The organism is Sinorhizobium sp. NFACC03 (assembly GCF_900103435.1).
Classification (GTDB): Bacteria; Pseudomonadota; Alphaproteobacteria; order Rhizobiales; family Rhizobiaceae; genus Ensifer.
In genome coordinates this window covers 187,913-213,770 of record NZ_FMXF01000005.1, presented here as the reverse complement: position 1 = coordinate 213,770, position 25,858 = coordinate 187,913, and the positions used below count along the sequence as shown (strand labels likewise).

Annotated in this window: 28 protein-coding genes; 17 read left to right on the top strand and 11 right to left on the bottom strand. The window is 61.7% G+C overall.

Annotated features, from left to right (window positions below):
• The first annotated feature begins 36 nt into the window (after nt 1-36).
• The gene (locus BLU35_RS10705; RefSeq protein WP_093233040.1) at nt 37-342 is read left to right on the top strand and encodes a PilZ domain-containing protein; all 306 of its coding nucleotides are present in this window, start codon (nt 37-39) and stop codon (nt 340-342) included.
• A gap of 194 nt (nt 343-536) precedes the next feature.
• Here the strand turns inward: BLU35_RS10705 and BLU35_RS10700 are convergent, their stop codons facing one another.
• Complete coding sequence (locus BLU35_RS10700; protein ID WP_057248964.1) at nt 537-1,352, bottom strand: DUF2189 domain-containing protein; 816 nt, start codon at nt 1,350-1,352, stop codon at nt 537-539.
• 257 nt (nt 1,353-1,609) lie between these two features.
• On the opposite strand from BLU35_RS10700, the gene BLU35_RS10695 reads away from it, so the two are divergent.
• Nucleotides 1,610-2,164, top strand: a complete 555-nt coding sequence (locus BLU35_RS10695) for an RBBP9/YdeN family alpha/beta hydrolase (protein ID WP_057248963.1) — start codon at nt 1,610-1,612, stop codon at nt 2,162-2,164.
• 194 nt (nt 2,165-2,358) lie between these two features.
• Complete coding sequence (locus BLU35_RS10690; RefSeq protein ID WP_093233039.1) at nt 2,359-4,893, top strand: EAL domain-containing protein; 2,535 nt, start codon at nt 2,359-2,361, stop codon at nt 4,891-4,893.
• Between the two features lie 53 nt (nt 4,894-4,946).
• On the opposite strand, the gene BLU35_RS10685 is transcribed toward BLU35_RS10690, so the two are convergent.
• On the bottom strand, nt 4,947-5,261 hold the full coding sequence (locus BLU35_RS10685; RefSeq protein ID WP_057248961.1) for a DUF1476 domain-containing protein: 315 nt from the start codon (nt 5,259-5,261) through the stop codon (nt 4,947-4,949).
• 336 nt (nt 5,262-5,597) lie between these two features.
• Here BLU35_RS10685 and purC point away from each other — a divergent pair, with 336 nt between their 5' ends.
• The 4 genes from purC to BLU35_RS10665 all read left to right on the top strand — a co-directional run bounded on the left by purC (nt 5,598) and on the right by BLU35_RS10665 (nt 7,924).
• Nucleotides 5,598-6,362: a phosphoribosylaminoimidazolesuccinocarboxamide synthase gene (gene purC, locus BLU35_RS10680; protein WP_057248960.1), complete on the top strand. Its 765-nt coding sequence runs from the start codon at nt 5,598-5,600 to the stop codon at nt 6,360-6,362.
• Nucleotides 6,363-6,380: 18 nt separating this feature from the next.
• Complete coding sequence (gene purS / locus BLU35_RS10675) at nt 6,381-6,623, top strand: phosphoribosylformylglycinamidine synthase subunit PurS (protein WP_057248959.1); 243 nt, start codon at nt 6,381-6,383, stop codon at nt 6,621-6,623.
• A gap of 165 nt (nt 6,624-6,788) precedes the next feature.
• Nucleotides 6,789-7,460: a phosphoribosylformylglycinamidine synthase subunit PurQ gene (purQ, locus tag BLU35_RS10670; RefSeq protein ID WP_058324126.1), complete on the top strand. Its 672-nt coding sequence runs from the start codon at nt 6,789-6,791 to the stop codon at nt 7,458-7,460.
• 56 nt (nt 7,461-7,516) lie between these two features.
• A complete protein-coding gene (locus BLU35_RS10665; RefSeq protein ID WP_058324125.1) occupies nt 7,517-7,924 on the top strand; it encodes a hypothetical protein in 408 nt (135 codons plus the stop codon).
• Nucleotides 7,925-8,020: 96 nt separating this feature from the next.
• Here the strand turns inward: BLU35_RS10665 and BLU35_RS36100 are convergent, their stop codons facing one another.
• Nucleotides 8,021-8,275: a DUF1127 domain-containing protein gene (locus tag BLU35_RS36100; protein WP_286161495.1), complete on the bottom strand. Its 255-nt coding sequence runs from the start codon at nt 8,273-8,275 to the stop codon at nt 8,021-8,023.
• Nucleotides 8,276-8,357: 82 nt separating this feature from the next.
• On the opposite strand from BLU35_RS36100, the gene BLU35_RS10655 reads away from it, so the two are divergent.
• From BLU35_RS10655 to BLU35_RS10620, 8 genes are all read left to right on the top strand, one after another.
• On the top strand, nt 8,358-9,776 hold the full coding sequence (locus tag BLU35_RS10655; protein ID WP_058324124.1) for an aminotransferase-like domain-containing protein: 1,419 nt from the start codon (nt 8,358-8,360) through the stop codon (nt 9,774-9,776).
• A 91-nt stretch (nt 9,777-9,867) separates the two neighbouring features.
• Complete coding sequence (locus tag BLU35_RS10650) at nt 9,868-10,449, top strand: acyloxyacyl hydrolase (protein WP_093233038.1); 582 nt, start codon at nt 9,868-9,870, stop codon at nt 10,447-10,449.
• 196 nt (nt 10,450-10,645) lie between these two features.
• A complete protein-coding gene (gene purL / locus BLU35_RS10645) occupies nt 10,646-12,877 on the top strand; it encodes a phosphoribosylformylglycinamidine synthase subunit PurL (protein WP_093233037.1) in 2,232 nt (743 codons plus the stop codon).
• A 234-nt stretch (nt 12,878-13,111) separates the two neighbouring features.
• Nucleotides 13,112-13,345 (top strand): BolA family protein, encoded by a 234-nt coding sequence (locus BLU35_RS10640; protein WP_057248940.1) that lies wholly within the window; start codon nt 13,112-13,114, stop codon nt 13,343-13,345.
• A 6-nt stretch (nt 13,346-13,351) separates the two neighbouring features.
• On the top strand, nt 13,352-13,597 hold the full coding sequence (locus BLU35_RS10635) for a hypothetical protein (protein WP_057248939.1): 246 nt from the start codon (nt 13,352-13,354) through the stop codon (nt 13,595-13,597).
• 234 nt (nt 13,598-13,831) lie between these two features.
• Entirely contained in the window at nt 13,832-14,170 is a 339-nt protein-coding gene (grxD, locus tag BLU35_RS10630) for a Grx4 family monothiol glutaredoxin (RefSeq protein WP_057248938.1), read from the top strand.
• Nucleotides 14,171-14,631: 461 nt separating this feature from the next.
• Nucleotides 14,632-15,870, top strand: coding sequence for a multidrug effflux MFS transporter (locus BLU35_RS10625; protein ID WP_057248937.1), 1,239 nt, complete (start codon nt 14,632-14,634; stop codon nt 15,868-15,870).
• A gap of 49 nt (nt 15,871-15,919) precedes the next feature.
• Nucleotides 15,920-17,212, top strand: coding sequence for a multidrug effflux MFS transporter (locus tag BLU35_RS10620; protein WP_057248936.1), 1,293 nt, complete (start codon nt 15,920-15,922; stop codon nt 17,210-17,212).
• A gap of 79 nt (nt 17,213-17,291) precedes the next feature.
• On the opposite strand, the gene BLU35_RS10615 is transcribed toward BLU35_RS10620, so the two are convergent.
• The 5 genes from BLU35_RS10615 to BLU35_RS10595 all read right to left on the bottom strand — a co-directional run bounded on the left by BLU35_RS10615 (nt 17,292) and on the right by BLU35_RS10595 (nt 21,583).
• Nucleotides 17,292-18,116 carry an inositol monophosphatase family protein gene (locus BLU35_RS10615; RefSeq protein ID WP_057248935.1) on the bottom strand — a complete coding sequence of 275 codons (825 nt, stop codon included), beginning with the start codon at nt 18,114-18,116 and terminating at the stop codon, nt 17,292-17,294.
• Nucleotides 18,113-18,997 carry a tRNA 2-thiocytidine(32) synthetase TtcA gene (ttcA, locus tag BLU35_RS10610; protein ID WP_093233036.1) on the bottom strand — a complete coding sequence of 295 codons (885 nt, stop codon included), beginning with the start codon at nt 18,995-18,997 and terminating at the stop codon, nt 18,113-18,115. Before ttcA ends, BLU35_RS10615 begins: the two co-directional genes overlap by 4 nt.
• A 129-nt stretch (nt 18,998-19,126) precedes the next feature.
• Nucleotides 19,127-20,074 (bottom strand): glutaminase, encoded by a 948-nt coding sequence (locus BLU35_RS10605; RefSeq protein WP_093233035.1) that lies wholly within the window; start codon nt 20,072-20,074, stop codon nt 19,127-19,129.
• 136 nt (nt 20,075-20,210) lie between these two features.
• A complete protein-coding gene (rpsD, locus tag BLU35_RS10600; RefSeq protein ID WP_057248932.1) occupies nt 20,211-20,828 on the bottom strand; it encodes a 30S ribosomal protein S4 in 618 nt (205 codons plus the stop codon).
• A gap of 227 nt (nt 20,829-21,055) precedes the next feature.
• Nucleotides 21,056-21,583 carry a MarR family winged helix-turn-helix transcriptional regulator gene (locus BLU35_RS10595; protein WP_057248931.1) on the bottom strand — a complete coding sequence of 176 codons (528 nt, stop codon included), beginning with the start codon at nt 21,581-21,583 and terminating at the stop codon, nt 21,056-21,058.
• 115 nt (nt 21,584-21,698) lie between these two features.
• Between BLU35_RS10595 and BLU35_RS10590 the strand changes: the two genes are divergently transcribed.
• A complete protein-coding gene (locus BLU35_RS10590) occupies nt 21,699-22,034 on the top strand; it encodes a cupin domain-containing protein (protein WP_162730482.1) in 336 nt (111 codons plus the stop codon).
• A 55-nt stretch (nt 22,035-22,089) separates the two neighbouring features.
• Here BLU35_RS10590 and BLU35_RS10585 read toward each other — a convergent pair whose 3' ends face one another.
• Nucleotides 22,090-23,607 (bottom strand): helicase HerA domain-containing protein, encoded by a 1,518-nt coding sequence (locus BLU35_RS10585; protein WP_058328261.1) that lies wholly within the window; start codon nt 23,605-23,607, stop codon nt 22,090-22,092.
• 329 nt (nt 23,608-23,936) lie between these two features.
• Here BLU35_RS10585 and BLU35_RS10580 point away from each other — a divergent pair, with 329 nt between their 5' ends.
• Nucleotides 23,937-24,122 (top strand): hypothetical protein, encoded by a 186-nt coding sequence (locus BLU35_RS10580; RefSeq protein WP_093233033.1) that lies wholly within the window; start codon nt 23,937-23,939, stop codon nt 24,120-24,122.
• On the opposite strand, the gene murI is transcribed toward BLU35_RS10580, so the two are convergent.
• Together murI and BLU35_RS10570 are read right to left on the bottom strand one after the other, a co-directional pair.
• On the bottom strand, nt 24,119-24,964 hold the full coding sequence (gene murI / locus BLU35_RS10575) for a glutamate racemase (protein ID WP_093233032.1): 846 nt from the start codon (nt 24,962-24,964) through the stop codon (nt 24,119-24,121). The genes BLU35_RS10580 and murI overlap by 4 nt on opposite strands.
• Nucleotides 24,951-25,796, bottom strand: a complete 846-nt coding sequence (locus BLU35_RS10570; protein ID WP_093233031.1) for an RNA methyltransferase — start codon at nt 25,794-25,796, stop codon at nt 24,951-24,953. The genes murI and BLU35_RS10570 overlap by 14 nt, the downstream gene beginning before the upstream one ends.
• Nucleotides 25,797-25,858: the final 62 nt, after the last annotated feature.

Here is a 25,858-nt window from a genome sequence, read left to right as displayed (position 1 = left end):
ACGATCCGGGCCTGTCAATTCAGGTTCGAGGATCACATGGCCTACAAGGACAGCACGGAGCGTGCGGGAGCACGCACACAGACGAAGATCACTGGCATGGTCACCTGCAAGACCGGGTCCAGCAACGGCGTCGTCAAGGACCTTTCGGACGAAGGCATGTGTTTCCAGCTCTATTTCGACATCGGCGCCAAGACGGGGCAGGAAGTGACGATCAGGAGCGAGGAACTGGGCTTCCTGACCGGCATGGTACGCTGGTACCGCGGCGACAAGATCGGCATCAAGCTCAATCTGTCGTCCAACACGGCGGCGCAGATTTCCTCCTACTACAAGCACTTTCGCTAGAGCAATTCCAGGAAAAGTGCGAAACGGTTTTCCGTCCGGAATTGCGTAATTTCAAAGACCTAGATCACTTCATTGTTTCGATGAAACAATGAAGTGATCTAGGCCGTAAGACCGGTCTTCGCTCACGCTTGAAAGCGCCGCAAGTCGATTGACCTGCGGCGCTTTTCGCGTTGATAGGTTGCGCCGTGACTCGCCTATCGTGAACCGGCGCGCGGACCTGGCTCCACCATCTTGCGATAGATATGCCATGTGGCGTGGCCGAAGATCGGCATGATGACGGCAAGACCGACGAAGACCGGGATCGAGCCGATCACCAAGCCAGCCGCGATGATGAAGCCCCAGAGCGCGACGGGTACCGGATTGACGAGGGTCGCGCGGATCGACGTTTCCACCGCCGCGACGGCGCCGACATCGCGATCGATCAGCAAGGGGAAGGATACGACCGTTGTCGCGAGCACGATGACCGCGAAGACGAAGCCGACGGCGTTGCCGACGAGGATCAGGTTCCAGCCCTGTTCGGTACCGATGATGCCGTTCCAGAAGGCAGCGATCGAAGCCGGCGGTTCGGCCCCGAAGATTTGTACGTAGAGCGCCTGGGCCACCAGCAGCCAAACAATGAAGACCACGAAAAGCATGGCGGCAACGGCCATGATCGATGGCAAGGCTGGAGAGCGATGCAGGCGAAGCGCATGCGGCCATGAATAGTCCATGCCGAGTTCACGCCGTCGACTGATTTCGTAAAGACCGATCGCCGCGACAGGGCCGATCAGGGCAAAGCCCGAGACCAGCGGATAAAGCAGCGGCAGCATGTTTGCGCCTGCGCTCCAGGTAATCAGCACGGCGCCGGCAATCGGGTAGATCAGGCATAGAAAGACGTAGTGCGACGGCTTTTCGCGAAAATCTTCAAATCCGAGACGCAAGGCGTCGAACACATCCGAGACACCAATCTTCTTTATCCCGGGGTGGGCGACACTCGCATCCGCCCCCGACAGAACATGGAATGTTGTCATGGCTCACTCCTCAACGAACTAGAGCGGCCGCGGAACAGAGATGCGACGAAACAAAGTCGCACCAACCGCGACCGTCATGCCGATTATACAGAAAATGAAGGCGCTGTCGCCTGCTGCCTGTTTCTCCAGGTCGTCACCGATCCAGGGATGAAAACAACAGTCCTTCGAAGTGTTGCGGCGACCATGGCGCCTCTCAAATAGCGCACGGCGTTGCAGGTCTTGACTTCGGCCGCTTTCAGCGCCACATCGCGGCCACTATGAAAGTATCCGACGCCCATATCCTCATTGTCCCTGGCTACACCAACTCCGGACCGGAGCACTGGCAGACCCGCTGGGAGCGCAAGATGTCCACCGCGCGCCGCGTCGAGCAGGCGGAGTGGGCAAAGCCCGTGCGTGAAGATTGGGTGGCGCGCATGATCGAAGAGGTCAATGCGGCGGAAAAGCCGGTCGTCATCGTCGCCCATTCGCTTGGCGTCGCGACTGCGGTGCACGCCCTGCCCCACTTCAACAAGCCGATCGCTGGCGCCTTCCTGGTAGCACCTCCGGATGTGGCCAATCCGACGATCCGCCCGAAGCATCTGATGACATTCGGCCCCTATCCGCGTGATCCCCTGCCGTTCCCGTCGCTGATGGTTGCAAGCCGCAACGATCCTTTCGGTTCCTACGAACACGCAGACGATATCGCCAAGGCCTGGGGTTCGCTGCTCGTCGACGCCGGCGAATCGGGCCATATCAACACCGAGTCCGGGCATGGCCCCTGGCCGGAGGGAACGATGGTGTTCGCTCAGTTCCTGAGCCGCCTGAAGCCCTGATGCTTCGCCGCCCCGGTTGACGGCTGCTGCGACTTCCCATTAATCCGACGTTCATTGTCCGCGGTCATCATCGGTCGGCATGGCAACGTGACTCGTCGTCAAAGGGCGTTGAGCGCTGTCGAATCTTGATTTGCAGCCTGATTTCCGGCTCCCGTGCCTTGGAAATGCGGCCGCAAACGCTGGACATGGGATAAGTGGCCGTTAACGAAGGTCTCACCAAAGGTGCGCGTGGTGCGCCAGCGAATTCGGATGTTCTCACGCAGGCCGCTCTGGAGCGCTTGCCGGCCGGAGCAATCATTGCCAATGATCTGGGACGGATCATAACGACCAACGCGCGCGCCGGCGAACTGCTGCCAAGGACACCCGCTTCGCTCCGCAAAGCCCTTCTCGCAGATCTCGTGCTGGATGAGGACCGGCCGCTGTTGCCGGCGCGGAACATCTTGGCGCCCACGACGACCGCGTCCACGACGCTCCGTTTCGAAAGCCTCTCCGGTCCGCTGCCGATGCTTGTCTCCTGGTCACCCGTGCTTTTTGCCGACCAGGACGCCTTTCTCCTGTTGATGCTCCCCGCCCATGAGCTCGTCGACGAAATCGCCGGTCTGCGCAACGACGAAACCCGCTGGAAATATGCGCTCGACAGCGCACTTGAAGGCGTGTGGGATCACGACTTCGAAACCGGGAACCTGTTTTACTCCACTACCTGGAAGCGGCTTCGTGGCCTGCCCGACGATGCCGAAGTCGACGGTAGTCTTGAGACCTGGATCCAGAACGTCCACCCCGACGACCACGCGCATGTGCGTGCCGCAATCGAGCGTCAGGATTCCGGCGAGGCTGTGTTCAACACCTTCGAGTACCGCGAGCGCCATGCGGACGGGCATTGGGTCTGGATCGAGAGCCGTGGCGCGTCCGTTGCCTATTGGCCGGATGGCAGACCCTCCCGCATCATCGGGACGGACACGGACATCACGGCGCGCAAGGAGGCGGAGGCCCGTCTCGAAGAGGTCTCTCGCCGCCTGAGGCTCGCTCTCGGCGTTTCGAAGATCGGCGTGTTCGACTTCAACCTCGACGCCCAGAGGGACGACTGGGACGAGCGCATGTTCGAGATCTACGGCCTCGACCCAAGTGATGGGCCGCCGAGCTCCGAAGCCTGGGAGAGCACGCTGCATCCCGACGACCGCGACAAGGTCATCGCTCGGACCAACGTAGGCATCGCTTCCGGCAAGCCCTACAGCAATGCCTTTCGGATCGTGCGCCCGGACGGCACGATCCGGCATATCCGCTCCAATGCGGCGACCTATATCGATCATCTCGGGACGCGAAAGCTCATCGGGGCGAACTGGGACGTCACCGAAGACATCGCTTTGCAGGAGGACTTGCGCCAGGCCCAGGCTTCCGCCGAAGCGCGCAACCGCGAGCTCGAGCTGGCGCGGATAAGGATCGAATACAACGCCCTGCACGACTACCTGACGGATCTGCCCAACCGGCGCTACCTCGACCAGATGCTGGCGGAAAACGTCGCGGTCAACGCCATCCTGCATATCGACCTTGATCGTTTCAAACAGATCAACGACACGCTTGGGCACCAGGCTGGTGATGCCATGCTGACCCATGCCGCTGCCATCCTTCGCGCGCACGCGCGACATGACGATTTCATTGCCCGCATCGGCGGCGACGAATTCGTCATTCTCTGCCGCCGCGGTCGCAACCTGCCGCAGCTCTCCGAGCTTGCCGAGCGTATCGTGCACGCCTTCCGTCGCCCCATTCCCTACGAGGGCCAGCTCTGCCGCCTGGGCGCGAGCATCGGCATTGCCTGGAAAGGGCATGACGATTTCGATGCGAAGCAGTTGTTGATGAATGCCGACATCGCGCTCTACCGGGCAAAGAGCCTCGGCCGGGACCGGGTCGAAGCCTTTTCTGAGCAGATCCAGACACAAATTCTGACAGCCAAACGGATCGGCGACGATATTCGCCAGGCGATCGAGGAAGGGCAGTTCACGGTTTACTATCAGCCGCAGTTCGATGCGCGTTCACTCGAGATAACCGGTGTCGAGGCTCTGGTTCGCTGGAACCATCCTGAGCGCGGGGTGCTTACCCCCTTCCATTTCCTGAAGGTCGCGGAGGAGATTAATGTCCTGCCGGCCATCGACCGAAAGGTCGTGGAGCTCGCCTATGCCGACTTTCAGTCCTGGCGGCAGTCCGGCTTCGCCATTCCCAAGATCTCGGTCAACATGTCGTCGCCGCGCCTGCGTGATCCCGGCCTGATCGCCGACCTGCGTGATCTGCAGATCGCCCCTGGCGTCCTCTCGTTCGAATTGCTCGAATCCATCTTCCTCGACGATCCGGAAGATGAGATCGCCGAGACCATCTCGGCCCTCGGCGCGCTTGGGATCGAGGTGGAGATCGACGACTTCGGCACCGGGCACGCCTCGATCATCGGCCTGCTCAATCTCAATCCGGCGCGGCTCAAGATCGACCGGGCGCTGGTCGGACCGATGACGGAGAGCCCGAAACAGGCCAAGCTGGTCCGCGCGATCATCGACATCGGCCATTCGCTCAACATCGAGGTCGTCGGCGAAGGCGTCGAGACCTGGGAGCATGCAGCGATGCTGCGGGATCTCGGCTGCGATGTGCTGCAGGGCTACGCGCTGGCCCGCCCGATGGATCGTCTGGAGCTTGAGCGGCGCCTGCGGCGCGGATGGAAGCCGGTCTTCGGCACGGAGGACAAATAAAAACGCCCGGCTTCATGGCCGGGCGTGAATGGTCGGCATTGGTGCCTGAAGGCTTACTTGTTCTGGATCTGCTGGACGGCTTCGCCGAGAAGCTCGAGCATCCGCAAGCGGATCTGATCTTCCGTCTGGGCAACGCCTGCAGCGTCAAAGTCGGCCTTGATCTTGCGGACGACGTCTTCGTGGCCGGCCTCTTCGAAATCGGCAACTACCACTTCGTTGGCGTAGGCGTCGGCGTCGGCCTTGCCGAGCAGACCGGCAGCCCAGAGACCGACAAGCTTGTTGCGGCGCGCTTCAGCCTTGAACTTCAGTTCTTCGTCCAGCGCAAACTTCGCCTCGAAGGCCTTTTCGCGATCCTGCATCGTCGTCATCAATCGATCTCCCTGAAAATTCCATGCCGGAAACAGTTATCGCCATAAACCAAAACGGAGGTCAAACTGCAATGCGTAGTTTTCCGGTTTGATGACTTTCATGTTACCCTCCGTATGGTTCCTGAAATCGCCTTCGATTCAAGGACTACAAACGTCGCAGCGCCCAAAGTGACACGGCGACCTTGACGCGTCCAGGTAGAGACGCGCGGGCGCCCTATGCAAATCAGGGGACGGGAAGATACGCCGATTGTGAAATCCGTTCTTTTCGGTTATGGACCCCGAGAGATATTCCACGCGCGCGACCCAAGAGCGCCAACAACCACAGAGACAGAATCCATGAATCGTCGCCGCCGTATCTACGAGGGCAAGGCCAAGATCCTCTATGAGGGTCCGGAGCCAGGTACGCTCATCCAATTTTTCAAGGACGACGCGACCGCCTTCAACAAGAAAAAGCATGACGTCATCGACGGCAAAGGCGTGCTGAACAACCGTATTTCCGAGTACATCTTCACGCATCTCAACAAGATCGGCATCCCCACACACTTCATCCGCCGCCTCAACATGCGCGAGCAGTTGATCAAGGAAGTCGAGATCATCCCGCTCGAGATTGTCGTGCGCAACGTTGCCGCCGGCTCGCTGTCCAAGCGCCTCGGCATCGAGGAAGGCACCGTTCTCCCCCGTTCGATCATCGAGTTCTACTACAAGGCCGATGCACTGGAAGACCCGATGGTCTCCGAAGAGCACATCACCGCCTTCGGCTGGGCAAGCCCCCAGGAACTCGACGACATCATGGCGCTCGCCATCCGCATCAACGACTTCCTTTCGGGCCTGTTCCTGGGCGTCGGCATTCAGCTCGTCGACTTCAAGATCGAGTGCGGCCGTCTGTTCGAGGGCGACATGATGCGCATCGTGCTCGCCGACGAGATCTCGCCGGATAGCTGCCGTCTCTGGGACATCGAGACCCGCGAGAAGCTCGACAAGGACCGCTTCCGCCGCGACCTTGGCGGCCTCGTCGAGGCCTACCAGGAAGTCGCCCGCCGTCTTGGCATCATGAACGAGAACGAACCCGTGCGCGGCACCGGTCCGGTTCTGGTGAAATAACTTTCGGGGAAAATCAAAGTGATCAAGGCACGTGTAACCGTGACGCTGAAGAACGGCGTTCTCGATCCGCAGGGCAAGGCAATCGAAGGTGCGCTCGGCGCACTCGGCTTCGACGGCATCGGCCAGGTCCGTCAGGGCAAGGTTTTCGATCTGCAGATCGAATCCACAGACAAGGCCAAGGCCGAAGAAGACCTCAAGGCGATGTGCGAAAAGCTGCTCGCCAACACGGTGATCGAGAACTACAGCATCTCGTTCGCCTGATCGATCAGGCATGAAGATCGGTCCGTGCCTTCGGGCGCGGATCCAGACGTTAAGAAACGCCGAAGCAGCACGAACGCCCAACGGAGCGGTGCTGCGATCGGGAGATGCCTGGCTCGTCGGGGTGGGGCATCAAGATTTGATCTCGCCGCTAACGGAGACAGAGATATGAAGTCAGCCGTCGTTCAGCTTCCGGGCCTCAACCGCGACCGCGACATGATCGCGGCCCTCACCAAGATTTCCGGCAAGGCTCCGGTCACCGTCTGGCAGACGGAAACGGATATCCCCGATGTCGATCTGATCGTCATCCCGGGCGGCTTCTCCTATGGCGACTATCTGCGCTGTGGCGCGATCGCAGCGCGCATGCCGGTCATGCAGGCGATCAAGGCCAAGGCGGAAAAGGGCGTCAAGGTTCTCGGCGTCTGCAACGGCTTCCAGATCCTCGTCGAGGCCGGCCTCCTGCCAGGCGCGCTGATGCGCAATGCCTCGCTCAAGTTCGTCTGCCGCGAGATCAAGCTCGAAGTGGTCAATGCCGAGACCGACTTCACCCGCGCCTATTCGAAGGGCCAGATCATCCGCTCGCCGGTCGCCCACCACGACGGCAACTACTTCGCCGATGCCGAGACGCTGAAGACGATCGAAGGCAATGGCCAGGTGGTGTTCCGCTATGCCGAAGGCACCAACCCGAACGGCTCGATGAACGATATCGCCGGCGTGATGAATGCCGAGGGCAACGTGCTCGGCATGATGCCGCATCCGGAAAACCTGATCGAAGCGGCGCATGGCGGCTCCGACGGCCGCGGCCTCTTCGCTTCGGCGCTCGAAGTAATCGCCGCTTAACCATCCGGCTGATAGAAGGCATCCGACCGACCCCCCAAATGCGAGCGAGACCGTCGATGCCTTCATTTGTCCCTGCACGCCTGGCCGGCCTTGCCTGCGCAACGTTTGGCCTGACCCTTCTCGCTTCGTGCCAATCGCCGAAGCCGCCGGCACCGAGCCCGAACACGGCTGCACTGCCGACCATGGAGCGCGTGGCGCTTGGCGCCAACGGCTGCTGGTTCAAATCGGGCGATTCCGAGTTCAAGTCCTATCGCCTGGCGCCGGAGCTTAATTCCTTCTCCGGCCGCCCGCGCATACTGATCGTGCCGCGCAAATCGCCGGAAGCACGCCCGCTCGCCGTCGTTCAGGCTGAGGGCAACCCGGCACGCCTGCAGGCCTTCGGACCGTTAATGAGCGAACCCGTCGGCACGCGCATGGCCGCCGATATCAAGCGCTGGGCTGCCGGCGGACAGGGCTGCAAGTAGACCTCAGTCGAATTGGCGAATTGATCCAAGGGCCGGTGCACCTCAGCGATGCGCCGGCCCTTTTGTATTGTTCTTGAGTGGTTCTTGCCCGAAAGGCTAGCGCCAGAACGGGACAGTCGATTCCTGGCGCGCGTCCCTCTCGGAAACACCGATGTCCCTAAGCTGCCAATCGCTCATTTCCCCGAGCGCCATGCGACCGCGTCGCTTCGCCGCCAGTTCGCAATAGAGCCCCCATAGGCGCCTCAGCACGCTTTCGCGTTCCTCCGAATAGTCGCCACCAAACAATGTGCTGGTGCGCTCAACGGATTTCGCTTCCGGGCGGGACAAACAAATTGTATCTATTGTACTCATTGATAACCCCAATGCAGCGATTGCTATCGTTGTCTTGGTAATAATTGACATATTTCGCGCTGTAATCTAAAGAATTGTCACTATGACAAATTGGCTCCCAGACATTCAGCAGGGTCACGGTCCGCTCTATGCGCGAATTGCTGACCAGATCGAACAGGCAATTGGCAACGGCGCCCTGCCCGTCGGCGCCAAATTGCCACCGCAGCGCAACCTCGCCTACGACATCGGCGTGACAATCGGCACGATTGGACGCGCCTATAACATCGTCCGCGAACGCGGACTTGTGAGCGGTGAAGTCGGTCGCGGCACCTATGTACTAGATCATCCCGAAAGCCGTCCGCCGGAGCAGGCGGATCCGCTGACGACTTCGCTCGCCGGCACCCGGCCGCTTGTGGCGCCTGCCGGCAAGTTGAGGTTCGACAGCACAGCGGCGCCCGATATCGGCCAGGGCACGGTCTTGAGCGAGGTGCTTGGCGAGATCAGTCACGACCACCATGCGGACATCGCAAGCTACGCCCGCAACTTCCCGGACCATTGGTTCGAGGCGGGTTGCCTATGGCTGGCGCGCGGCGGCTTCCGCCCGAAGCCGGAAAACATCGTGCCGACGCTCGGTGCCCATGCGGGTGTGGTTGCCGTCATCACTGCGGTTACCGCGCCTGGCGACCGTATCGCCTTCGAGACGCTCACCTATTCGCAGGTGAGCCGCAGCGCCGGCCTGGTCGGTCGCCGGACGACGCTGGTCGAAAGCGACGAGTTTGGCATGATCCCCGAGGATTTCGAGCGCGTCTGCGCGCAGCAGCATCCGAAGCTCGCGTTCCTGATGCCCAGCGCACAAAACCCGACGGTTGCCGTCATGCCGCTTGCGCGCCGCCAGGCGATCGCCGACATCGCCCGCAAATACGGTGTCTGGCTTGTTGAGGACGATCTCTATGGCGCCATGACCGGTGATCAGACGCCGCTCTTGGCCGAGCTTGCGCCGGAACGCACCTTCCTGGTTGGCGGTCTTTCGAAGTCGGTCGCTGCCGGTGTCCGTGGCGGCTGGGTCGCCTGCCCTCCGCATTTCAGCCAGCGTATTCGCATTGCCCACAAAATGGTGAGCGGCGGCTTGCCGTTCATTCTCGCTGAGCTCTGCGCGCGCCTCGTGCTTTCCGGTTCGGCTGCAATCCTGCGCAGCAAGGGCATTGAAGAGGTGCGCGCCCGCGAGGCGATGGCCCGCGAAATTTTCGAAGGCATCGAGTTCACCTCGCACCCCTGTATTCCGTTCCTTTGGATGAAGCTGCCCGACCCCTGGCTTTCAGGTACCTTCAAGCAGGCGGCTTTGCAGGAGGGTGTGCTTGTCGACGACGAGGACGAGTTCAAGGCCGGACGAACCGACCGCGTTTTCCATCGCATTCGCATCGGTTTTTCCTCGCCGCCGGACCGAGCCCAGGTAAGAGCAGGTTTTCAGGCGCTGAAGCGGCTGCTCGACAGCGGGCGGGCGGGCTACGACAGTTTTGAGTGACTATAGAAATCCACGGGGTGACTTTCGGGCAAGGTTGAGCAACATACTACTTTAGCAGTTTGCGCACATGATTCGCCTCTAAGGATTCCGCATGCCGCTACCGTTCAGCCCCGCCTTGTCGCATCGCATCGCATATCTTCTTCTCGCCACCACCACGTTGACCGCCGCCGCACCGGCTCTTGCCGCGGACGGTGTTTTCGACGAAATGCGCTTCGGCGTGACGACGTCGATCGCCGCCGGCGATAAGCAGGAAGACGGGGTCTTTCCGTCATTCACCGTGTATTTCGACCCGTTCGACGCCGATGGGGCGACCGACCTCGGCGAAAAACTGCTGCGCCCACGGGTCTATGCCGGCGCAGCGGTTGCGACGTCGTCTAACGGGGTCAATCAGGCCTATGGCGGTTTGAGCTGGACCTTCGACATGACTCAGCGCCTGTTTGTCGAATTCGGCGCCGGCGGCACGATTCATGACGGCGACCTCGATGAACCCAATGGTTCCGGTCCCCAACTCGGCTGCCGCGTCCTCTTCCGCGAATACGCTGCTACCGGCGTCCGCCTTGACGAGCACTGGAACGTCTCGGCGACCGTGGAACATGCTTCGCATGCCAATCTGTGCGACGGTCCGAACAACGGCCTGACACGCGCCGGCCTTGCGCTCGGCTACAAGTTCTGACGCTGGTCGCCGCACTGCCTTCTGCAAAGCTTTATACGGGCGTCAACCGCTGTTGATCGCCCGTATTTTTCTGTCGCGCCGCGCCGCAGCATAGGCTAAAGAAGCCGCAAAGCGCTCCCTGTGTCTGTTGCGGTTCGCACGCGCCATATTCCTCTTAAGTGGATTGCGCGCCGCCCGAAGGATTTGACGGTCGACGATGACGATTTCGAACACCCGCCCCATCACCCCGGACCTCATCGCATCGCACGGGCTGAAGCCCGACGAATACGAGCGCATCCTGAGCCTGATCGGGCGCGAGCCAACCTTCACGGAGCTCGGCATCTTTTCGGCGATGTGGAACGAGCACTGCTCCTACAAGTCTTCGAAGAAGTGGCTGCGCACGCTGCCGACCAAAGGCCCGCGCGTCATCCAGGGTCCGGGTGAAAATGCCGGTGTGGTGGATATCGGTGATGGCGATTGCGTCGTCTTCAAGATGGAGAGCCATAACCACCCGTCCTATATCGAACCCTACCAGGGCGCGGCGACCGGTGTCGGCGGCATCCTGCGTGACGTCTTCACCATGGGCGCCCGTCCGGTTGCGGCGATGAATGCGCTGCGCTTCGGCGCGCCGGACCATCCGAAGACCCGCCACCTCGTCTCCGGCGTCGTTGCCGGCGTCGGCGGCTACGGCAATTCCTTCGGTGTTCCGACCGTCGGCGGCGAAGTCGAGTTCGATGCCCGCTACAACGGCAACATCCTCGTCAACGCCTTTGCTGCCGGTCTCGCCAAGAGCGATGCGATCTTCTACTCCAAGGCCGAAGGCGTAGGTCTCCCCGTCGTCTATCTCGGCGCCAAGACCGGCCGCGATGGCGTCGGCGGCGCGACCATGGCCTCGGCCGAGTTCGACGAGTCGATCGAAGAGAAGCGCCCGACCGTGCAGGTCGGCGATCCCTTCACCGAAAAATGCCTGCTGGAAGCCTGCCTCGAGCTGATGCAGACGGGTGCGGTCATCGCCATCCAGGACATGGGTGCGGCAGGCCTCACCTGCTCGGCCGTCGAAATGGGCGCCAAGGGCGACCTCGGCATCGAGCTCAACCTTGATAGCGTTCCCGTTCGCGAAGAACGCATGACCGCTTACGAGATGATGCTGTCGGAAAGCCAGGAGCGCATGCTCATGGTGCTCGAGCCCGCCAAGGAAGAAGTCGCCAAGGCGATCTTCGTCAAGTGGGGCCTCGATTTCGCGATCGTCGGCAAGACCACAGACGATCTGCGCTTCCGCATCCTGCACCAGGGCGAAGAAGTGGCGAACCTGCCGATCAAGGAACTGGGCGACGAAGCGCCGGAATATGATCGTCCCTGGACCCCTGCCAAGACCTCGACTCCGCTGGCAACCAACGACATCCCGGCTGCTGACGTCGCCGACGCACTCGTGAAGCTCGTCGGTTCGGCCAACAACTCCTCGCGCCGCTGGGTCTACGAACAGTACGACACCCTGATCCAGGGCAACTCGCTGCAGCTTCCGGGCGGTGACGCTGGCGTCGTGCGCGTCGAGGGTCACGTCTCCAAGGCGCTGGCCTTCTCCTCCGACGTAACGCCGCGTTACGTCGAAGCCGATCCGTTCGAAGGCGGCAAGCAGGCGGTCGCCGAATGCTGGCGCAACCTGACGGCAACCGGCGCGCTGCCGCTGGCAGCCACCGACAACCTCAACTTCGGCAACCCGGAACGCCCGGAAATCATGAGCCAGCTGGTCCATGCCATCAAGGGCATCGGCGAAGCATGCACCGCGCTCGACTTTCCGATCGTTTCCGGCAACGTCTCGCTCTACAACGAGACCAATGGCCAGGCGATCCTGCCGACCCCGACCATCGGCGGCGTGGGCCTGATCAAGGACTGGTCGAAGATGGCGCGCATCCGCTTTGCTGCGGAAGGCGAAACTATCCTGCTTGCCGGTGCACCTGTTGGCCTGGGCGCCCACATCGCCCAGTCGGTCTACATGCGAGACGTTCACGGCCGTACCGACGGTCCGGCGCCGCATGTCGATCTGGCGCATGAACGCAAGGTCGGCGATTTCGTCCGCAGCCTCATCATCGATGGCCTCGTGACGGCCGTTCACGATTGCTCGTCGGGTGGCCTGGCGCTTGCGGTCGCCGAAATGGCGATGGCCTCGGGCATTGGCGCCACGGTTGATGCCGTCGCCGGTCACGACCCGATCGCGACCTTCTATGGCGAAGATCAGGGCCGCTACGTCGTAACTGTTGCCGCTGGCGCACTCGACGCGGTTACCGCCCGCGCTAAGGCCGCAGGCGTTGCCCTGCCCGTCGTCGGCAAGACCGCTGGCGATGCCGTCAAGCTCGGCGATGCCAGGGCGGTTTCGGTCGCTGAGCTGCGCTCGACCCACGAAGGCTGGTTCCCGGAATTCATGCAGGGCGATCTCGCTCCCGAGAACTGAGAAACGACGACGGGAGCCGCTGATCGGCGGCTCCCGTCTGGCTCTTCGCATGCCTCGAAAGGTGTCATCTGGGGACGCGATCAAGCGTGATCATCTGATCGTACCGGCGCCAGCAACTGGCCGCCCTCACCCAATTCAGCAATTGCGTTCCGCCCCTGAATCGTGGTTCCCTAATTTCATGGATGGCGTCGGCAGGCTGCTGACGTTGCAGAATAAAAAGGGAGTTGGCGTATCATGCCCATGACACCAGGCGACATCGAAGACATGATCAAGGCAGGGATTCCCGGTGCCAAGGTCACGATCCGCGATCTGGCCGGTGACGGCGACCACTATGCCGCCGAAGTCGTGGCCGAGGCGTTTCGTGGCAAGACCCGCGTGCAGCAGCACCAGATGGTCTACAACGCACTCAAGGGCAACATGGGCGGTGTTCTACACGCCCTCGCCCTGCAGACGAGCGCGCCGGAGTAAGCCGGAATGGCTGACCTGATCAAGGAACTCGTCAGCGGCGTCGTTGACAGTGCATTGAAGGAAATCCTCAAGAAGACCGGCGTCAAGCGAACCTCGACCAAGCGGACAAAGCGCCGGACGCGGACGACTTCGTCCGGCGGCGGCATCCTCGCGGATATCCTCGAAGCGGCCATTCGCAAGCCGGCCAAGAAGCAGGTCAGCCGTCGCAAAACGGCTGCGGCGCGCAGCAAGACCCGGCGCCGCACCGCTTGACTGCATGTTTCCTTAACTCGTCGCGGATTTATGGACGAAAACATGCAGAAAATCAAAGTGCTACAGCGACCTTTGCGCGCCTGAGAAGACGCGCGGCGCTGTAGTGGTAATAAAACCACATCTTGAGGCCCATCAATATTTGTTGCGATTGGGTGGTGAAAATCACCAATATGCATGCTATCTAGAACCCAATCGATATCCGGCCCTTGAAGCCGGCGCAGGAAGGAAGACGAGATGAGCGGAATTCACGAATTCATCGACAACGAAGTCAAGACAAACGATGTGGTGCTCTTCATGAAGGGTACGCCGCAGTTCCCGCAGTGCGGCTTCTCCGGTCAGGTTGTCCAGATTCTCGACTACATCGGTGTCGACTACAAGGGCGTCAACGTGCTCGCCGATGCTGACCTGCGCCAGGGCATCAAGGATTACTCCAACTGGCCGACGATCCCGCAGCTCTACGTCAAGGGCGAATTCGTCGGCGGTTGCGACATCGTGCGTGAAATGTTCCAGGCCGGAGAACTGCAGTCCCACCTTGAGGCGCAGGGCGTTGCCGTCAAGGGCGCCGCCGCCTGATCTAAGGACGCCTCGTCCCGATCTTTCGGAGAAGGCGGGCAACCGCCTTTTTTGATTCTGGCCGTAATTCCGCATCGCCTAATTTTCGTTGACCTTCAGAAGGACTTGCGCGTGCGATTCGCGCAGGTGCCGCCAAGATACGTTCAGAGCGTGCTTCCTTCGGGGAGCGAAGGGCCGGATGTCCGGCCTGTCATGAATCGGTTGCGATCGTTCGGCATAAGCTGCCTGTAGAGGGTCTCGCCTCGCCCCTTGGCGCCCGGAAAGTCCGGTCCCTGCCGCTCGACGCTTCCTACGCTTCATGCCGGCCCGGTCCATGCGGTTGGTTTCCAATCGCCCCGGCTGCCCCCGCTCAATTTCGATATGTCTGCTGGCATGGCGTCAGCCGACACCCTTCTTTTCCGGATTTGCTCCGGACCAACCTGTTTCGCTTGCGCCCGGTGCGCCGCTAGGACTTTTTGCAAATGACCAGCACGACCAACGAAGACGCCCGGCCCGGGGTCACGAAATTCCAGTTCATCGCGCTGATGGCCATGCTGATGGCAACCAACGCCATCTCGATTGACATCATGTTGCCAGGTCTGCAGCAGATCGGAGCCAGCCTCGGCGTCGCCTCTGAAAATGAGCGGCAGTACATCATCACCGCCTATCTGCTCGGCATGGGGGTGGCACAGCTGTTCTTCGGCCCGCTTTCGGATCGCTTCGGGCGTAAGCCACCGCTGATTGCCGGCCTTGCCCTCTATGCGCTCTGCGCGCTGGCGATCGCGATCGTACCGAGCTTCGGCCTCATGCTGGCGCTGCGCTTCGTGCAGGGCGCCGGTGCTGCGGCGACGCGCGTCATCACCATCTCGATCGTCCGCGACGTCTATGGCGGCCGACAGATGGCTGAGGTCATGTCTCTGGTCATGATGGTGTTCATGATCGTGCCAGTTGTGGCGCCTTCGATCGGCCAGCTCATCATCAGCCTTGCCGATTGGCACATGATCTTTGTCGTCGTCGCACTCTATGCCGTGATGAACATTGCAATCGTCGTGTCGAAACTCGGAGAGACGCTCGATCCGGCCCATCGCCGCGCCTTCACGCCGGCGGTCATCCTCAGCGGTTTCCGCATCGTGCTGACGAACCGGGTGTCGCTGCTTTACACGCTCGCGACCTCGGTGATCCTTGGTGCACTGTTCGGCTTCATCAACTCGGCGCAGCAGGTGCTCGTCGGCGTCTACGACCTCGGCGTGTGGTTTCCGCTTGTCTTCGCCGCCTTTGCCAGTATGATGGCGGTCGCTTCCTTCACCAATTCCCGCCTCGTCCGCCGCTTCGGCATGCGGCCGCTATCCCATGCGGCACTCATCGGCTTCACGCTGGCGAGCTTCGTCTGGATGTCGGCCTCGCTCTATGCGCCGCTGCCCTTCCCGGTCTTCGTGGTCCTCTACTGCGCCACGATGTTCCAGTTCGGGCTGATCGCGCCGAACTTCAACGCCATGGCCATGGAGCCGCTCGGCCACGTTGCCGGTACAGCGTCGTCCGTACTCGGCTTCATGCAGACGATCGGCGGCAGCGTGATCGGAGCCTTCATCGGCCAGTCCTTCGACGGCACAGCCACGCCGCTCGCCACTGGCTACTTCACTGTCGCCGCAATCGGTCTCGTTTTCGTTCTGATTGCCGAACGCGGCAAGCTCTTCAAACCGCACCATCAGCCGGCCGGTTGATCCCAGAACCGGCCAGTCCTCATTTTTGAAGAATTTACGGGCTCACCCAATGACCACCATCACCAATCAATCCGAACATATCGACGGGGTTTCCGGGGCTCAGCGCCTCAACATGGGCATCGTCGAGTTCATCATCACCATCGCCGTCATGACGGCGAGTGTCGCCATCGCCATCGACAGCATGTTGCCGGCGTTGCCGGCGATCGGCCAGTCTCTGAACGTCGCCAACACCAATGATAGCCAGTTGGTGATCGGCGTCTTCTTCCTCGGCTTCGGCATTTCGCAGATCTTCTTCGGCAGCCTCTCCGATGCCTTCGGCCGACGCCGCGTGCTGCTCGGCGGCCTCGCCTTCTTTACCGTGTCGATGTTCGCCGCCGCTCTCACCCAGAGCTTCGAGACGCTGCTCATCCTGCGTTTCATTCAGGGCATCGGCGCGGCCGCGATCCGCATCACCACCATGGCGATCGTGCGCGATTGCTTCGGCGGCCGCGAGATGGCGCGCGTCATGTCCTATGTCATGATCGTCTTCATGATCGTTCCGATCGTTGCACCCTCGATCGGCCAGCTCGTGATCCTTTATGCCAACTGGCACTGGATCTTCATCCTGATCGGCGTCATCGGCGCGATCCTGTTCGTCTGGGCCTTTTCCCGCATGAAGGAGTCCCTGCCGCGCGAGGAGCGCATGCCGCTCTCCGTCGGGGCGGTTGCCTCGGGCTTCAAGACCGTTCTCACCAACCGCATCACCTGCGGCTACATGATCGGCATGACGCTCTTCACCGCGGTCATCTGCGCCTACATCGTCACGGTTCAGCAGATCTTCGGCGAGGTCTATGGCCTCGGTGACTGGCTGCCGATCGCCTTTGCCGGCACGGCCGGCGGCATCGCGGTCGCGAACTTCGCCAACGGCTTCTTCGTCCGCAGCTTCGGCATGCGCCGGATCTCGCACGTCTCGATGATCCTGTTCACGCTGCTTTCGGTCGTCGGCTTCGTGATGTCGCTCTCCGGCACGCCGGCCTTCGTCGTCAGCTACCTGATGTTCTCGGTGCTCCTGATGTTCTTTGCGGTGATCGCGACGAACTTCACCGCGATCAGCCTTGAGCCGATGGGGCACCTTGCCGGCACGGCGACGGCGATCACCGGCTTTGTCTCGACCACCGGTGGCGCCTTGATCGGCGGCACCGTCGGCCAGCTCTTCAACGGTACGCTGCAGCCGCTCTTTGGCGGCTTTGCCCTCTTCGGCATTCTGACGGTTCTGGCGACGCTCTGGGCCGAGAAGGGGAAGCTCTTCACCCATCCTGGCGACAAGGACGTCACCATGGATCACGGTGGCGGCCATATGTGATTGGCAGCCGCATGGCAAAAACAAAACCCGCCCGGAGCGATCCGGGCGGGCTTTTCATTTGCAGTCGGCTTCAAACGGCTTAGACCGTGAAGACCTCGCGGCGAAGCGTCTCCCAGCTCTCCTTGTCGGTCGCGAGCAGCAGGCCGCCGTTGAGATGGGCAGGCAGATAGGGCGAACCGTCGAAGCGGGCCGCATAGGCACCGGCTTCCTGCGAAATCAGCGTTCCCGCCAAGTGATCCCAGGGCATCAACTTCTGGTACATCAGGAAGTGCAGATGCCCAGCCGCGAAGATGCGATACTCGTGCGCCGCACAGCGGTAGCTGGTGGCCATACGCACCTTGGCCATATTGGCCATGACTTCGCGCCGTGCTTCCTGCTGGTAAAAGCCAGTCGAGGCACCGCCGACCATGGTTTCCAGCGGCACGCCCGCCGTCACCGACATACGCTCCTGCGAGCCGTCAGGGCGGCACATCCAGGCGCCCGAGCCCTTCTCCGCGATCACCCAGTCGTTGCCGAGCGGATCGTAGATGATGCCAGCGACCGTCTCACCCTTGGAGACCACGCTCGCCATCACGCCGAAGAGCGGCAGGCCAGCGGCGAAGTTGAAGGTGCCGTCGATCGGGTCGACGACGACGGCGAGATCGGTCTCGTTGAGCTTGTCGAGAAGGGTCGGATCGGCCGCTACCGATTCTTCGCCGACGAACAGAGCGCCCGGTGCCACCTCTTCGATACGTGACTTGATCAGCCGTTCGGCCGCCTCGTCGCCTTCGGTCACGAGATCGATCGCTTCGGACTTCATCCGGACATCGCCTGCATCAAGATTGCGGAACCGCGGCAGGATCTCTTTGACCGCCGCTTCCTGCAGGAGGTTGGCAAGGCCGGCGATGTCAACGGAATGGCTCATTCTTTGGGCTCCGGTGTGAGGGACAGGAAATCGAACAGCTTGGGATCGAGCAGATGCGACGGGTTCACGTGACCGAGCGCGCGCAGCATCGTGTCCTTGCGGCCGGGCATGCGCCGCTCGATATCGGCCAGCATCGCCTTCATCGCATTGCGCTCGAGACCATCCTGCGAGCCGCAAAGGTCGCAAGGGATGATCGGAAACTCCATCGCGGAGGCAAACTTGGAAAGATCGTCCTCGGCCGCATAGGCGAGCGGGCGAAGCAACATCAGATCGCCTTCGTCGTTCAGCAGCTTTGCCGGCATCGAGGCGAGCCGGCCACCATGGAAGAAGTTCATGAAGAAGGTTTCGAGGATGTCCTCGCGGTGGTGGCCGAGCACCAGTGCGTCGCACCCCTCTTCGCGCGCAATGCGATAGAGGTTGCCGCGGCGCAGCCGCGAACAGAGCGAACAGTAGGTTGCCCCCGTCGGTACCTTTTCCTTCACGATCGAATAGGTGTCGCGATACTCGATGCGATGCTTGACGCCGATCGATTGCAGATATTCCGGCAAGATATGCTTCGGGAAGTTCGGCTGGCCCTGGTCGAGATTGCAGGCGATGAGCTCCACCGGCAGCAGCCCGCGCCATTGCAGGTCCATCAAGAGCGCCAGCAGGCTGTAGCTGTCCTTGCCGCCGGAAAGGCCGATCAGCCAGCGCTTCGCGCCCTTCAGCATGCCGAAGTCGTCGAGCGCCTGCCGCGTCTGGCGCAGGAGGCGCTTGCGCAGCTTGTTGAACGAGACGGAGGACGGCATGCGGCTGAACAGCGGATGCGCGCCGGCGTCGATCTCGCCCTCACCGAAAGTGGTTTCGGCCTGGTCTTGCGACACGTTAAGCGAAAGGTCCATGGCGGGGATCCTGTGCGGCAGGCACGGGCGCAACCCGCGCCCGGCAAATCTTGGCCTGCACTTGCCCGCTCCGGCCGTCAAGATCAAGGGAAATCGGCCGGATTGTGCTGGTTGATGACGCAGAAGGTTCTAGGACCCGAAGACCGACCAGCCGGTGCGCGCTGCCAGCATCTCAAGCGCCAGCGAGCCGAGCAACGAGTTGCCGTTTTCGTTGAGACCAGGAGACCAGACGGCAACGGACGCCTTGCCCGGCGCCACCGCCAGAATGCCGCCACCCACGCCGCTCTTGCCCGGCAAGCCGACGCGGTAGGCAAAATCGCCCGAGCCGTCATAGTGGCCGCAGGTCAGCATCAGCGCGTTGATGCGCCGCGCCCGCTGGCGCGAGACGACGTTATGGCCCGTCAGCGGATTGCTGCCGCCAGCGGCCAGAAACAGGCCGGCCTTGGCCAGCTGGCTGCAGGTCATAGCCAGGGCGCAATGGTGGAAATAGACGCCGAGTACATGCTCCACCGGATGGTCGAGCTTGCCGAAGGAGCGCATGAAATTGGCAAGCGCGAAGTTCCTGTAGCCGGTGGCCGTCTCCGAACGTGCCACCTCGTGGTCGATGACGATCTCGTCGTCGTCGGCAAGATAGCGAATGAACTGCACGATTTCGCCGATCAGTTCCCGCGGCGTATGGCCGGCGAGGATCAGGTCGCTGATGGTGATGGCGCCGGCGTTGATGAAGGGATTGCGCGGCTTGCCGCCTTCCTGCTCGAGCTGGACGATGGAGTTGAAGGCCGAACCGGATGGCTCGCGGCCGACACGGTGCCAGATGTTCTCGCCATGTTTGCCGAGTGCCAGCGTCAGCGTGAACACCTTGGAGACGCTCTGGATCGAAAACGGCACTTCGGCATCGCCGACCCGGTAGAGCTTGCCGTCGGTCGTCACGATCGCCATGCCGAAATGCTTGGCGTCGACGCGCGCGAGCTGTGGGATGTAGTCGGCAACCTTGCCCTGGCCGAACCGCGGGCTCAGTTCCCGATGGATGTCCTCGATGATCGCTTGCAAGTCTTGCGGAGCGTTCTGCTCAGGCATCGGCTTCCCTCTCACTCATCGCCTGTCGAAGGGATGAAATCGCGCCATGGACGGCAGCGCCACGGTAATCGCTACCGACAAAAAAACCGCCCGTTTCCGGGCGGTTTTCGAAACGTCACAAGGCGTGAGCCCCGGATTAACGCGAATAGAATTCGACGACCAGGTGCGGTTCCATGACGACCGGGTACGGAACGTCAGAGAGGCCCGGGACGCGGACGAAGGTCGCAACCATCTTGTTGTGGTCGGCTTCGATGTAGTCCGGAACGTCGCGCTCAGCGAGCGAAACCGATTCCAGAACGGTTACGAGCTGCTTGGACTTTTCCTTGACTTCGATAACGTCGCCCGGCTTGCAACGGTAGGAACCGATGTTGACGCGGACGCCGTTGACCTTGACGTGGCCGTGGTTGACGAACTGACGGGCAGCGAAGACCGTCGGAACGAACTTGGCGCGGTAGACGATCGCGTCGAGACGCGACTCGAGCAGGCCGATCAGGTTTTCCGGGGTGTCGCCCTTGCGGCGGGAAGCTTCAGCGAAGATCGCGCGGAACTGCTTCTCGCGGATGTCGCCGTAGTAGCCCTTGAGCTTCTGCTTGGCGCGCAGCTGTACACCGAAGTCCGAGAGCTTGGACTTGCGGCGCTGGCCGTGCTGGCCCGGGCCGTATTCGCGGCGGTTTACCGGGGACTTCGGACGGCCCCAGATGTTTTCGCCCATACGGCGGTCAATTTTGTACTTGGACGATTCGCGCTTGCTCATCGCATTTCCTTTCAAACAGTTACACCGGCCTGTTTCCAAACCGGATCAAGGAAACACGCCCTCCTCTGAACCCATTTTCGGGATTCTGACAGGTTTCTCACGATCACGCTGACGGAGAAGCCACGGGACATGTCAAATGAAACACCGGACATTTCTGCCCGGCGTTGGGGCGGCTTTAGTGCGTCCGGCCCCTATTGTCAACGAAATTGTGACAAACCGGCATCCGTTCAAGCCGGATCAACGGCTTCGGCCCGTTCCAGCGAGACGAGCAGTTTCCTGAGGAGCGCCGCCAATGCGGCGCGATCCTCCTTGCTCAGCCCTTCGAGGTACTGCGCCTCGCTGGTCATATCCGCGCGAATCGCCGTTTCCGCAAGCGCTATTCCTTTCTCGGTCAGTCCGACGACGCTGCTTCGGCCATCGGAGGCCGAGCGCTCGCGCACGATTAGCCCAGCCTTTTGCAGTCGATCGAGCCGGTGCGTGAGCCCGCCCGACGAGATCATCAGCAATGTATAAAGGTCGGTCGGCGTCAGGCGATAAGGCGAACCTGAACGCCTAAGCGTCGAGATCACATCGAACTCGCCGCGGTCGAGGCCGAAGGAGGCGAACGTCTCCTCGATCGACGGGCGCACAAGGTTGGAAAGGCGGTAGGCGCGCCCAAGGATGGTCATCGGCTCGGTATTGAGGTCGGGCAGTTCTGCCGCCCACTGCGCCTGCAGCCGGTCGACGTGATCCCTCGCCTCGTTCTCATTCTGCATTGCTCACCTCATTTCATCAATATATCTTGACGAGAAGATAGTTTCGGATAATATCTTCTCGTGAAGATAATTCATCCGCAACGGGAAGCCAACCCGACCGGAGATGGAGGCCAGCATGTTTCATGTCATTCCGCGTGCAGAGCAGAAGCAGAGCCCCAACCGAACCATCCTGTTTGAAGGCGGGCAATACGGCGCACCCATCTCGCTGTTCCTGATGGATGCCGAGCCCGGCCAGGGGCCCGCCCTTCACATCCATCCCTATCCGGAGACCTGGATCGTGCATTCCGGCGAAGCGGAGTTCACTGTCGGTGAGCAAAAGATCATGGGCAAGGCCGGCGACATCATCGTCGTCGATCCTGAGACGCCGCATCGTTTCGTCAACACTGGCACCGGCCGGCTGCAAATGACCTGCATCCACGCGTCGGATCGGGTGGTTCAGGCCTGGCTCTAGCGTTCGTGCGCTTTTGGCTGTGTCAGTACCCCAAAGGCACGGGAATGGAGGTGGCTTACTCGGCCGCGGTGGCCGGCGTGTTGCCCATATCCGGTCCGTTCGCATCCCCCGGCGCGGTTTCGCTGCCAAGGTCCGGAAAGGCGACGATGCGCTTGCCGGAAAAGTCCGCATGGATGACGATCAGCCCGTGTTCCTCGAAATATCCGAGCAGGCGGCGCGCACGACGGGCCGAATGCGTGCCATAGGCGCGCGCAATCATCGCGTCCGAAGGACACGGCAGGCGGCGGACGGCTGCTTGCGCCATCATCAGGAACACGGCCTGAAGATCCTCGGTCACACGATCGGCAAGCTGCAAGGCCTGCGCCCAGGTCTCGGTCGCCGCCGTCTCGGCGTCGACACCGGAACGGGCAACCGCCATCTTGCGGCGGAAGGCACTGAGGGAAAGTGCTGCACCTGACGGCAGGCGGCGAATGCGGCAACGGACCAGGAAGTCCTGGAACAGTTCTGCATCGGGACGGAAGGCCGCCTCCGGATTGGTGAGGATTTCCGCGAAGACGCTGTCGAGCAGGCTTTCTTTCTCGTCAGCGGTCATCTCCGGCTGAACCGGCCTCGCCTCGATTGGCGCTGCTGCTTCCGGCCGCGGGCGTGATAGTTCGGCGAGGATGTCCGTTGTCGGGCGCGGCGGCGCGACCGCGCGGCGCATGATCGGCCGGGTCAACTCGTCCGGGTCCGGCGTGAAGATCAAATCCTCGACGTCCTGCGGCGCCTCCGGCAGCGGCATGAGCTTCGGGCTCGTCGAACGGGCCGATGTCTCGACCGTGCCGATCGTCACCTTCAGCGGTCTGCGCGACAGCGCCGGGCCGAGTGCGACGAAAGAGCCGCGCTTCAGGTCACGGAACATTTCCGCCGTGCGCCGGTCCATGCCGAGCAGATCGGCCGCACGCAGCATGTCGATGTCGAGGAAGGTACGACCCATCAGGAAGTTGGAGGCTTCGGCCGCCACGTTCTTGGCAAGTTTCGCCAGACGCTGCGTGGCAATCACGCCGGCAAGTCCGCGCTTGCGGCCGCGGCACATCAGGTTGGTCATGGCGCCGAGCGAAATCTTGCGCACCTCTTCGGTGACGTCGCCGGCAACGGACGGCGCAAACATCTGTGCTTCGTCGACCACGACGAGCACCGGATACCAGAACTCGCGGTCGGCATCGAACATGGCGTTGAGGAACACGCCGGCGTTGCGCATCTGCTGCTCGATATCGAGGCCTTCGAGCGAGAGCACGCAGGAGACGCGGTGCTGGCGAATGCGGTTGGCGATGCCAATCAGCTCCGCATCGGTCCGCTCGCCCTCGACGACCACATGGCCGAACTTGTCGGCGAGCGTGACGAAATCGCCCTCGGGATCGATGATGCACTGCTGCACCCAGGGTGCCGACTGCTCCAGCAGCCGACGCAACAGGTGCGACTTGCCCGAACCGGAATTACCCTGCACCAGGAGACGGGTGGCCAGAAGCTCCTCGATATCGAGCGAGGCCGATGTCCCTTCGGACGTCGCTCCCATGTCGATGCCGACCTTCATTTCCACCTCTTCGTGCAAGAGCGTTCCGCTTGTCGAACCGCTCAATGTGTTGGTTTCATGCAATTCCGGGCGCAAATGGCTGCGCACTTCTCTGGAATGCTTTAGATGATTCGCGACCATGCGGAGACCGCCGATCGGGCGACACCTAGCACGGTTTTTCCGGAAATCGCGCCGGCGGCTGAGGAAACCCACAGAGAATACGCGCTTGCCTCTCGCGGGCACGCCATCCACCAACCACAACATAAAGTTGGGCCGACGCCGTTATCGCCCTTTCGCCAGCTGCCGCGCGAGCCCATATGTTTGGAACGCAACAAGGATCAGGGGCAAAGATGCGTCGCAGCGAGTCAGAGCAGCAACTGCAGATGAACAACCTCGATCAGCGCATGCGCGATGCCTATGAGGACGGCCAGCCCGTCCTGTCAAAGGCGCAGGCCGCCTCCGTCCGCCACAAGAACTTCCTGCTTCTATGCGGCTTGGTTTCGTTGATCGCGATCCTGTTGGCGATTCTTTTCTAACCGGTCGTTGCGACCTGCCCTACCCGGACATCGACGGTGGCATTTGGCGTGACCGTCAGGCCGAAGCCCTGCATCAGCCGCCGCGTCGCGAAATCCGGCTTTCCCGACGTGAAAATTGCCGGATCCTGTCCGTTGAGCGGCTCGAAGCCGTTCGGTTGCGGCACGAGCGAGCGCGCACGTCGCGCAATCGCCTCGGCCGGGTCCAGCCAATCGACCGGCCAGGGCGCGAGCCTGCGGAAGACATTGGCCATGAAGGGGTAATGTGTGCAGGCGAGAACGACGATATCGGTCTTCCTGCCGTCCATCTCGACGAAACACGGCGCGATTTCCGAGAGCACCTCGTCATCATCAAGCTTCTCGCCGCGGATGTAGGCCTCCGCCATCTTGGCAAGATTTTCCGAGCCGACGAGGCGCACGTGGCACTGGCTGGCGAAGGACTGGATGAGATCGCGGGTATAGGCGCGCTTGACGGTGCCCGGCGTCGCCAGAACAGACACAAGACCGGAACGTGTGCGCTCGGCTGCCGGCTTGATCGCCGGAACTGTGCCGACGAAGGTCATCTGAGGATAGGCCGCGCGCAGATCTGCGCCGACAAGCGTAAAGGCGGTGTTGCAAGCGATCACGCAGATTTCCGGATCATGCTCGGAAAGCAGCCGGCCGAAAAGCTCGATCACGCGCGCCTTCAGCGCCGCCTCTTCCCAGCCACCATAGGGAAAGCCGGCGTCGTCGGCCACATAGATGAAATGCCGCTCGGGCATCAGCACCCTCGCCTCGCGCAGCACGGTCAAGCCGCCGATGCCGCTGTCGAAGACGAGGATGGGTTTCAGTTCACTCGCTGTCACCTTTGTCTCGCGCTTTCCTGTTGTGCTCGCCCCTGCTGTGATCACCTGGAGCGCCGGAGCCCCGCGGGTTTTCCCGCGTGAACCGGTCGAGCGAAGAAATGACGCCGCGCAGCACCTGGATTTCGGATTCGGTAAAGGATGGTCTGGTCAGAACAGCGCGCAGGTTTTCGACCAATTTCGGCTTTTTGTCGGCGGAGCGGAAATAGTTGCGCGCGTCGAGCGCTTCCTCGACATGCTCGAAGAGCCCCTGCAGATGTTCCTTGGTCGCCGGCCGCTGCTCGATCGCCTGGAACGAGGTCTGGTCCTCCGATTCCATGCCGGTCTTCAGCCATTCATAGGACATCAAGAGCACGGCCTGAGCGAGATTGAGCGACGCGAAGGCCGGGTTGACCGGAAAGGTCACGATTTCGTCGGCAAGCGCCACTTCCTCGTTGGTAAGCCCGGTGCGCTCGCGCCCGAACAGGATGCCGGTCTTCTCGCCGCCCTGGAAGCGCTGGCGCAGCGTGCGCGCTGCGACAATCGGAGAGCGGACCGGCTTGTAGCCGTCGCGGTCGCGAGCGGTCGTCGCATAGACGAAGTTGAGGTCGGCGATCGCCTCTTCGACCGAACTATAGAGCTTGGCAGCGTCGATCACGTGGTCGGCACGGCTTGCGGCAGAGCGCGCCTTTTCGCTCGGCCAGCCGTCGCGCGGATTGACGAGCCGAAGCTCTGCCAGGCCGAAATTCGCCATTGCCCGCGCGACCATGCCGATGTTTTCGCCGAGCTGCGGATAGGCGAGGATGATCGCCGGTCCTTCCACCAGAAGTTCGCGCTCGCTGTTCGTACCTGCCATTTTCCCGTGCCTTCGCCTGTCGTTCGGCGCTTCCCTTGCACAAATACCGCGGAAATTAAAGT

Coding starts and splice junctions, on each gene's coding strand:
- BLU35_RS10705 (WP_093233040.1), top strand. CDS start 37: ATGGCCTACAAGGACAGCACGGAGCGTGCGGGAGCACGCACACAGACG.
- BLU35_RS10700 (WP_057248964.1), bottom strand. CDS start 1,352: ATGACAACATTCCATGTTCTGTCGGGGGCGGATGCGAGTGTCGCCCAC.
- BLU35_RS10695 (WP_057248963.1), top strand. CDS start 1,610: ATGAAAGTATCCGACGCCCATATCCTCATTGTCCCTGGCTACACCAAC.
- BLU35_RS10685 (WP_057248961.1), bottom strand. CDS start 5,261: ATGACGACGATGCAGGATCGCGAAAAGGCCTTCGAGGCGAAGTTTGCG.
- purC (WP_057248960.1), top strand. CDS start 5,598: ATGAATCGTCGCCGCCGTATCTACGAGGGCAAGGCCAAGATCCTCTAT.
- purQ (WP_058324126.1), top strand. CDS start 6,789: ATGAAGTCAGCCGTCGTTCAGCTTCCGGGCCTCAACCGCGACCGCGAC.
- BLU35_RS10665 (WP_058324125.1), top strand. CDS start 7,517: ATGCCTTCATTTGTCCCTGCACGCCTGGCCGGCCTTGCCTGCGCAACG.
- BLU35_RS36100 (WP_286161495.1), bottom strand. CDS start 8,275: ATGAGTACAATAGATACAATTTGTTTGTCCCGCCCGGAAGCGAAATCC.
- BLU35_RS10655 (WP_058324124.1), top strand. CDS start 8,358: ATGACAAATTGGCTCCCAGACATTCAGCAGGGTCACGGTCCGCTCTAT.
- BLU35_RS10650 (WP_093233038.1), top strand. CDS start 9,868: ATGCCGCTACCGTTCAGCCCCGCCTTGTCGCATCGCATCGCATATCTT.
- purL (WP_093233037.1), top strand. CDS start 10,646: ATGACGATTTCGAACACCCGCCCCATCACCCCGGACCTCATCGCATCG.
- BLU35_RS10640 (WP_057248940.1), top strand. CDS start 13,112: ATGCCCATGACACCAGGCGACATCGAAGACATGATCAAGGCAGGGATT.
- BLU35_RS10635 (WP_057248939.1), top strand. CDS start 13,352: ATGGCTGACCTGATCAAGGAACTCGTCAGCGGCGTCGTTGACAGTGCA.
- grxD (WP_057248938.1), top strand. CDS start 13,832: ATGAGCGGAATTCACGAATTCATCGACAACGAAGTCAAGACAAACGAT.
- BLU35_RS10625 (WP_057248937.1), top strand. CDS start 14,632: ATGACCAGCACGACCAACGAAGACGCCCGGCCCGGGGTCACGAAATTC.
- BLU35_RS10620 (WP_057248936.1), top strand. CDS start 15,920: ATGACCACCATCACCAATCAATCCGAACATATCGACGGGGTTTCCGGG.
- BLU35_RS10615 (WP_057248935.1), bottom strand. CDS start 18,116: ATGAGCCATTCCGTTGACATCGCCGGCCTTGCCAACCTCCTGCAGGAA.
- ttcA (WP_093233036.1), bottom strand. CDS start 18,997: ATGGACCTTTCGCTTAACGTGTCGCAAGACCAGGCCGAAACCACTTTC.
- BLU35_RS10605 (WP_093233035.1), bottom strand. CDS start 20,074: ATGCCTGAGCAGAACGCTCCGCAAGACTTGCAAGCGATCATCGAGGAC.
- rpsD (WP_057248932.1), bottom strand. CDS start 20,828: ATGAGCAAGCGCGAATCGTCCAAGTACAAAATTGACCGCCGTATGGGC.
- BLU35_RS10595 (WP_057248931.1), bottom strand. CDS start 21,583: ATGCAGAATGAGAACGAGGCGAGGGATCACGTCGACCGGCTGCAGGCG.
- BLU35_RS10590 (WP_162730482.1), top strand. CDS start 21,699: ATGTTTCATGTCATTCCGCGTGCAGAGCAGAAGCAGAGCCCCAACCGA.
- BLU35_RS10585 (WP_058328261.1), bottom strand. CDS start 23,607: ATGAAGGTCGGCATCGACATGGGAGCGACGTCCGAAGGGACATCGGCC.
- BLU35_RS10580 (WP_093233033.1), top strand. CDS start 23,937: ATGCGTCGCAGCGAGTCAGAGCAGCAACTGCAGATGAACAACCTCGAT.
- BLU35_RS10570 (WP_093233031.1), bottom strand. CDS start 25,796: ATGGCAGGTACGAACAGCGAGCGCGAACTTCTGGTGGAAGGACCGGCG.